Origin of the sequence: Streptosporangium sp. NPDC001559 (assembly GCF_042893955.1) — a bacterium.
Taxonomy (GTDB): Bacteria; Actinomycetota; Actinomycetes; order Streptosporangiales; family Streptosporangiaceae; genus Streptosporangium.
This window is the reverse complement of the sequence record NZ_JBIAVG010000027.1, coordinates 100,339-107,220: the sequence shown is the minus strand read 5'-3', so window position 1 is coordinate 107,220 and position 6,882 is coordinate 100,339. Positions and strand designations below refer to the sequence as shown.

General features: G+C 70.9%; 5 protein-coding genes. 2 read left to right on the top strand and 3 right to left on the bottom strand.

Going from position 1 to position 6,882, the window contains the following annotated elements; translation table 11 throughout:
- Positions 1-163: 163 nt before the first annotated feature.
- Positions 164-1,201, bottom strand: coding sequence for a hypothetical protein (locus ACFYY8_RS39830; RefSeq protein WP_390050295.1), 1,038 nt, complete (start codon positions 1,199-1,201; stop codon positions 164-166).
- 106 nt (positions 1,202-1,307) lie between these two features.
- Between ACFYY8_RS39830 and ACFYY8_RS39825 the strand changes: the two genes are divergently transcribed.
- Both ACFYY8_RS39825 and ACFYY8_RS39820 read left to right on the top strand, forming a co-directional pair.
- On the top strand, positions 1,308-2,162 hold the full coding sequence (locus ACFYY8_RS39825; protein ID WP_390050294.1) for a helix-turn-helix domain-containing protein: 855 nt from the start codon (positions 1,308-1,310) through the stop codon (positions 2,160-2,162).
- The gene (locus ACFYY8_RS39820; protein ID WP_390050293.1) at positions 2,159-2,566 is read left to right on the top strand and encodes a VOC family protein; all 408 of its coding nucleotides are present in this window, start codon (positions 2,159-2,161) and stop codon (positions 2,564-2,566) included. Before ACFYY8_RS39825 ends, ACFYY8_RS39820 begins: the two co-directional genes overlap by 4 nt.
- A gap of 81 nt (positions 2,567-2,647) precedes the next feature.
- Here ACFYY8_RS39820 and ACFYY8_RS39815 read toward each other — a convergent pair whose 3' ends face one another.
- The gene (locus tag ACFYY8_RS39815; protein WP_390050292.1) at positions 2,648-5,317 is read right to left on the bottom strand and encodes a S8 family serine peptidase; all 2,670 of its coding nucleotides are present in this window, start codon (positions 5,315-5,317) and stop codon (positions 2,648-2,650) included.
- Positions 5,318-5,740: 423 nt separating this feature from the next.
- Positions 5,741-6,856, bottom strand: coding sequence for an MFS transporter (locus ACFYY8_RS39810; RefSeq protein WP_390050291.1), 1,116 nt, complete (start codon positions 6,854-6,856; stop codon positions 5,741-5,743).
- Positions 6,857-6,882: the final 26 nt, after the last annotated feature.

The window sequence follows — 6,882 nt, the reverse complement described above, 5'->3', positions numbered from 1 at the left end:
GTCCTCCCACGTGAGCCGTCGCCGCTGCACCGCCGCGTCCGTGCCGTCGCCAAAGCCCTGGCGCACGAGCTGCACTGGCTGCCGGACTGACGCGCGAGAGGTCAAGCGAGACGGACGCCTGCGGTGGCGGGGCCGAAGACCTTGCCCCGTCCGCTGACCCGGCTCAGTCCTCGATGCCCGGGTTCGCCGCGAGGACATGGTCCCTGAGCCGTCTGAGGCGCGGCAGGAAGTCACGGACCCGCAGCGCCCGTTCGCGCAGCCCGGCGGCGGAGCCGACGCCCAGGTCCTCGGTCAGGTCGAGGAAGCCGGGCATGAACGCCTCGGCCGCCCCGGGGCCGCCGTGGGCCAGGATCTTCAGGCAGCGGGCGTAGGTCGCGGCGATGCAGAAGACCGCCTCCCGATGGTGCCCGCGAGCCAGAAGGTCGTGACCGCCGCCGACCGCGATCGGCCGCGCCGCCGCCGTGACGTCCGAGGCGAAGGGGTACGGCGTGGCGGGCCCGGCGGAAGCGGCGTCGAAGGCCCGTGTCATCGTCCCCAGGTGGTGCGCCACGCGTTCCGGGGTCAGATGCGCGCAGCCGAGCAGCGCGAGCAACTCCTCGTGGGCCTCCGGCCTGCCGTACTCGATCAGCAGCGCCCGTGCCGCCAGGTAGCGCAGCCGTACGGTGGGATTGCGCAGCCCCGCGGTGAGCAGGACATGCGTGGTCACACCGGTCGGGAACAGCCAGCCCGTCACCCGGTCGTACGGCGGAGCGGAGACGTCGAGTGCCGCGAGCCCGTCGGTCACCCTGCGTTCTGCCTCCTCGCACCGCCTGACGACCCACCTCCGCCTGGCGTAGTCCCTGGCGGTCGTGGCCCGCAGCGCGGTCAGGGCGCCCGTGGGGTCGGCCAGGACCGTCTCTCCCCGCAACGCGCCCGCGAGGTGGTAGGAGGCCAGGATCTCCTCACTTGAGGGCATCGGTTCCCAGCCCAGATAGGTGACTTCGAGCAGGATCCCGCCGTAGCGGAACTTGCCGGGCTTCCGGGGGGCCCGCCTGGCCGAGAGGACGACCATGACGTCGACGTCGGAGGAGGGGGAGAGCTCGGCCTCCGCGGGCAGCCAGGCCGTCGACCCGCTGAGGAAGGCGCCCGCGAAGTCAGGGATGTCCGGGGAGTGTTCGGTGATCCACCGCTCCGCCACCGCTCGTGCCTCTCTGGCCTTCACCGGTTCATCTTATTGATTTACTTTGTAAAGGCGTCGGGTTGGGGTAGATCTGTCACAACGGAAACCACAAATAAACTGGCTTTGAGACCGGGAAGCTGGAGGCGGGATGGAGTTCGTCGTGCAGGCTCCACCGCCTGTTTTGCGGCCCTTTGTCGCGGGCTACACCGGCTATCGGGAGGCGGGGCCGGAGCCGAGGGTTCACCGTGGCCTGCCGTCGCCGTACCTCACGTTGATCATCACCCTCGACGAGCCGCTCGTGATCGCGGTGCGTTCCGACGGGAGGGCGGGGCCGGAGCGGTACGACGCGTTCGTCGGCGGTCTGCACACCAGCTCGGCGCTGATCACCCATGACGGGCGTCAGTCGGGCATCCAGCTGGCGTTGACCCCGCGGGGTGCGCGGGCGCTGCTCGGCCTTCCCGCGGGGGAGATGGCGGGCGCCGACCTGCATCTGTCGGAGGTCGCGGGAGGCTGGGCGGGGCGGTTGCGTGAGCGGGTGCTCGAAGGCGGGGCCGACGGCTGGGCCGGGCGTTTCGCGGCTCTCGACGCGGAGCTGCTGGCCCGGGTGAGTGTGGAGCGGATGATGCCGGCCGAGGTGGCGCGGGCCTGGGGGTTGCTGACGGCCTCCGGTGGCACGGCGAGCGCGGCCGAGCTGGCCCGCGCGGCGGGCTGGAGCGGCCGGTACCTGAGCCGGAGGTTCGCCGAGGAGATCGGTCTCCGGCCGAAGGAGGCGGCGCGGGTCGTGCGTTTCGACCGGGCGCGGCGGAGGTTGCGGCGGGCGGCGGCGCTGGGGGAGAGGCTGACGCTGGCGGATCTGGCGGCCGGGTGCGGTTACTGCGACCAGGCTCATCTGGCAAGGGAGTTCGGCGCGCTCGCGGGGTGCCCGCCGAGTCGCTGGCTGGCGGAGGAGTTCCGAAACGTCCAAGCCTGGGGTGCCGCGCTGGCGGAAGACTCGGGTTCATGAGCAACAACACTTCACAGCCCCGGGTGTGGCCCATGTTGCGCGCCCGGAATCCTCGTGATCTCATCCGTTTCCTCACCGAGGCGTTCGGTTTCGAGGAGAGCGTGGTGTACGGCGACGGCGAGCGGGTCGACCACGCCGAGCTCTCCTGGCCGCTCGGGGGCGGTGTCATGCTCGGCGGGACGCGTGACGTCGCGGACGATCCGTGTGGGCTGGTGCCGGGTACGTTCGGCGCCTATGTCGTGACGGACGCGCCCGATGAGCTGTTCGCCAGGGCGGTCGCCGCGGGGGCGCGTCCGGTTCGTGGGCTCACGGACACCGACTACGGTTCCCGTGACTTCGTCGTCGCCGATCCTGAGGGCAACCGGTGGTCGTTCGGTACCTATGGGGGGCATGTGGCGGAGTGAGGCGCGGGCCACGGGGTCGTCCCGTGGCCCGCGCGTTCACCGGTCTTCGGTTCCGGTCAGAAGGTCGGCCCGGTCAGGGGGTCAGGGGGTCAGGATGTCGTCGATGGCGGCGTGCAGGTTGGGCTGCGGGCCGATGTGGTGGGGGTCGCCGGTGGGCTGGGCCGTACCGGTGAGCTTGAGGGTGTCGCGGACCTGGGCGGGGGTGAGCACGCCGCTGTTGGCCTTGGCGACGCCCTGGAGGGCCGCGACGGTTCCGGCGATGACGGCGCTGGCGCTGGAGGTGCCGTTGAAGGAGCCGTTGTAGAGCTTGTTGGGGTTGGTCTCCGAGGGGGTCAGCTCCTGCCAGCCGGGGACGCCCAGCGTCGCCACGCAGGCGCCGTAGGCCTGGACGTCCAGGCGGGAGCCGTAGGTGGAGAAGGACAGGGCGGTCCGCTCGGCGGCCGGGCTTGAGCCGGTGCAGTTGGTTCCGCCGGGGCTGGGGGGCGCTCCGGCGCCGACCATGACGGCGCCGGAGTCGGGGCGGCCCATGATGGTGGTGGCGTAGGTGTCGGTGGGGTCGTCGAGGTTGTTGCCGCCGTTGCCCGCGGCCTCGACCACGGTCACTCCGGCGGCGACGGCCAGGACGGTCTGGTCGTAGACGCTGCCGTCGACCTCCCACGGGTACCAGGGGCCGCCGCCGCCGGACGGGGTCACCGCGACCTCGTACAGGATGACGTCGCCCGGTGAGGAGTGGGCGGTGGCGTAGGCGACGCTGTCGGGTACGGCGGTGCCGGACACGTGGAGGGTGGCGTTCGGGGCGATGCCGGCCATGCCGAGGCCGTTGTCGTCCTGGGCGGCGATCACTCCGGCGACGGCGGTGCCGTGGGCGACCGAGGAGTCATGCGAGCAGGGGTCGCCGAACAGGGACGGCTCCTGGACGATCTCGCCGGTCGCGACGCGTCCGGCGAGGTCCTCGTGGCAGAGGTTCCACTGGTTGGTCAGCCCGTTCAGTTCGACGGGGCTGTGCCGGTTGGTGGTGGTTCCGTCGCCGAGCTGGCCGCTGCTGTTCATGCCCCAGACGTAGAACCACTGGCCGAGTTTGGTGATGGTGTGGGCCAGGCCCGCCACGGCGGCCTCGCTGTTGGCGGTGGTGGCGGTGGGGGAGTGTCTGTCGGTGGTGGTTCCGTCGCCGAGCTGGCCCTGGTTGTTGTCGCCCCAGGTGTAGGTGGTCGAGGAGACCGAGGAGGTGGTGGCGACGCTGTGCTTGGTTCCGGCGGAGACGCCGTTGACGTTGGTCAGGCCGGTGACGGCGACCGGGGTCGTGCGGTAGGTGGTGGTTCCGTCGCCGAGCTGGCCTTCGCTGTTGTCGCCCCAGGCCTTGACGGTGCCGCCGGTGATGAGGGCCAGGTTGTGGTCGCCTCGGCTGCTGACCTGGCCGACGTTGGTCAGGCCGGTGACGACGGCGGGGGTGGTGTGGTTGGTGGTGGTTCCGTCGCCGAGCTGGCCGAAGCTGTTGGCGCCCCAGGCCTTGACGGTGCCGTTGGCCATCAGGGCCAGGGAGTGGACGCCGCCCGCGGCGATCGTGCCCGGTCCGGCGGCCACGCCGGTGAGGCCGGGGACGGCGATGGCGACGGGGGAGTCGGAGCCGGCGTAGCCGAGCTGTCCCTGGCTGTTGTCGCCCCAGGCGCGTACGGTGCCGTCGGACAGGACGGCGAGGGAGTGGCCGATGCCGGCGCTGATGCCCACGGCGTTGTAGATTCCGGCGACCTGGACCGGGACGGTGCTGTCGGTCAGGGTGCCGTTGCCGAGCTGGCCCTGGCTGTTGTCGCCCCAGGCCCAGACGGTGCCGTCGGTCTTGAGCGCCAGCGAGTAGGCGGCGCCCGCGGAGACGGAGGAGATGTCGGTCAGGCCGGGGACCTGGGAGGGGACCCTCTTGGCCGTGGTGTTGCCCAGGCCGAGCTGGCCCTGGCTGTTGTCACCCCAGGCCCACACCTGTCCGAGTGTCGGTGACCACGAGACCATCAGGGAGTGGTCCTCGCCCGCGGCGATCGTCTGCGCGCCGTAGGAGGGGGTGACCGAGGACTGGACCTCGATGTCGGTGACGGTGATGCCGTCGCCCTTGCCGCCGGTCTGGGCGTTGGCGTAGTCGGCGTCGACGCCGCCGCCCGCTGGGGAGCCGGTGGCGTTGCGGTACTTCTGGTGTGCGGCCAGGGGTTCGGTGGGGGAGACGAGGTTGGGCCTGGCCTGGGCGATTTCGACCGAGGGCAGGGCGTTGAGGTCCTTCAGCAGGCCTTCGACGCCGCTCTTGGGGGCGGTGACGACGAACCAGGAGTTGAGGTCGGGCAGTTGCCTGCCGGTCTTCTTCTCCAGCTGGAGGCGTCGTTCGGTGGTCTTCGTCTCGGAGGTCGAGGACAGGGGCCTGATGGAGGCGTCCTTGTACTTGGCCAGTACCTTCTGGATGTCCGCGGTGTTTCCTGAGTCCTTGGCGACCAGGCCCTGTCCGCGCAGCCGTACGGTGAGGTCGGGCTTGAACTTCACCGTGAGCTGGGTGGTGGAGAAGCCCTTGGGCAGGGGGGCGTGGGTTCCGGGGGCGGTGCCCTTGTCCTTGCTGTGGTCGTAGGCCGGGGTGGGTTCGGCCGAGGCGGGGCCTGCGGTGACCACGCCGGACAGTGCGCCGACGGTTACGGCGAGTAGAGCGGCGGCGAGTCGTCGTCCGGTTCGCCGTTGTGGGGGAGATCCCGCGTGACCCCGGGTGGCGGAGTGATCTGGCACCGAATTCTCCTCTTTTCTTGCTCGTCGTCCTCTGCGATGCGTGGGCGCCGCCCGGTGTTCGTGACTTTGGGCATGCGGGCACGCCGAATGGCGCGTTTCCCACGCGATGGGTGTTTGTTGTGAAACCAAGGGAGCCGACGGGTCAGCATAGGCCGATCATGTGTGTGAAAATCAACTGTGAATTTGATTTACACGGTTGGCTTCCAGGTGGATGCGCAGCGTCATTGTGCTGGCCATTGTTGTGGAAGATTGGCTGTCCACCGGCTTGACAAATCAGATTGCGCACCATATTGAATCTGTTGATTCACTGAGGGTGACGCGTTTCTGTGAAGGAAGAGGAATTCGGAGTTTCCCGATGCGTTCCGTCCTGCGGGAATCACTCTGGCGGCATTTCTCGCCATATGGAGAGTTTTCCGGAGGAGGTCAGCGGGGCGGGCGCAGGGCGCCGGCCGAGGCGGACATGAACACGGCGAGCAGTACGGGGATGCCCAGCGCGACGGGCAGGCCGACGATCTCCGCCGCCCCGCCGATGAGGGCGGGCCCGGCGACCAGGCCCGCGTAGCCGATGGTGGCGACCTGGGCGATGGAGGCTCCGGCCCGCTGCGGGTCGTGGTTGCCCGCCGCGGAGAAGACCTGGGGCACGATCGTGGCCAGGCCGAGGCCGAACAGGGTGAAGCCCGCGACGGCGACGGGGACCTGGCCGACGAGCAGCGCGGTGCCCAGGCCCGCGGCGGCCAGCAGGCCGGAGACGCGGACCAGGGGGACCGGGCCGAAGCGCAGGGCAAGCCGGTCACCGGCGAGGCGGCCGATCGTCATGGCGGTCGAGAAGGCGGCGAAGCCGAGGGCGGCGACGCCCTGCGAGGAGTGCAGGTCCTCGAAGAGGTAGACGGCGGTCCAGTCGACGGCGGCTCCCTCTCCGACGAGCCCGGCGAAGGCGACCACGCCGATGAGGACGATCCAGCCGGTTCTGCGTGTCCCGGCGGCGGCCTGGTCCTGTGACGGGGCGGCGGGCGGGGAGGGGGGCAGCAGGTGGCGTCCGGCCAGGAGCGACGCCAGGGCGAGGGTGACGCCGGTCGTGGCCAGGGTGGGGCCCGCTCCGGCGCCGAGCCAGGCGAACAGGCCGCCGACCCCCGCGCCGAGGAGGCCGCCGACGCTGTACATGCCGTGGAAGCCGGACATGAGGGGGCGGCCGCAGGCGCGCTCGACCTCGACGCCGTGGGCGTTCATGGAGACGTCGAGGGAGGCGTTGACGACGCCGTACAGGAAGAGGGCGGCGATGAGCAGGGGCAGGGTCGGGGCGTAGCCGGGCGGGATGACGGCCAGGGCCGTGACGACGGCGGCGGGGGTGATGACGCGGGCGCTGCCGAAGCGGTCGGTGAGGCGTCCGGCGAAGCGCATTCCGACGATGAGGCCGGTGGTGAGGGCGAACAGGCCGTAGGCGAGCTGCCCGTTGCTGAGGCCGAGGTCGCTCTTGACGGCGGGGATGCGGGCGGCCCAGGCGCCGGAGACGGTGCCCAGCGCGAGGAAGAAGAAGGACACGGCCAGGCGGGGAGCGGTGAGGGCGG

What these genes read in the sequence shown, in the direction of transcription:
- ACFYY8_RS39825 (WP_390050294.1), top strand. Translation starts at nt 1,308, where the DNA reads ATGGAGTTCGTCGTGCAGGCTCCACCGCCTGTTTTGCGGCCCTTTGTC.
- ACFYY8_RS39820 (WP_390050293.1), top strand. Translation starts at nt 2,159, where the DNA reads ATGAGCAACAACACTTCACAGCCCCGGGTGTGGCCCATGTTGCGCGCC.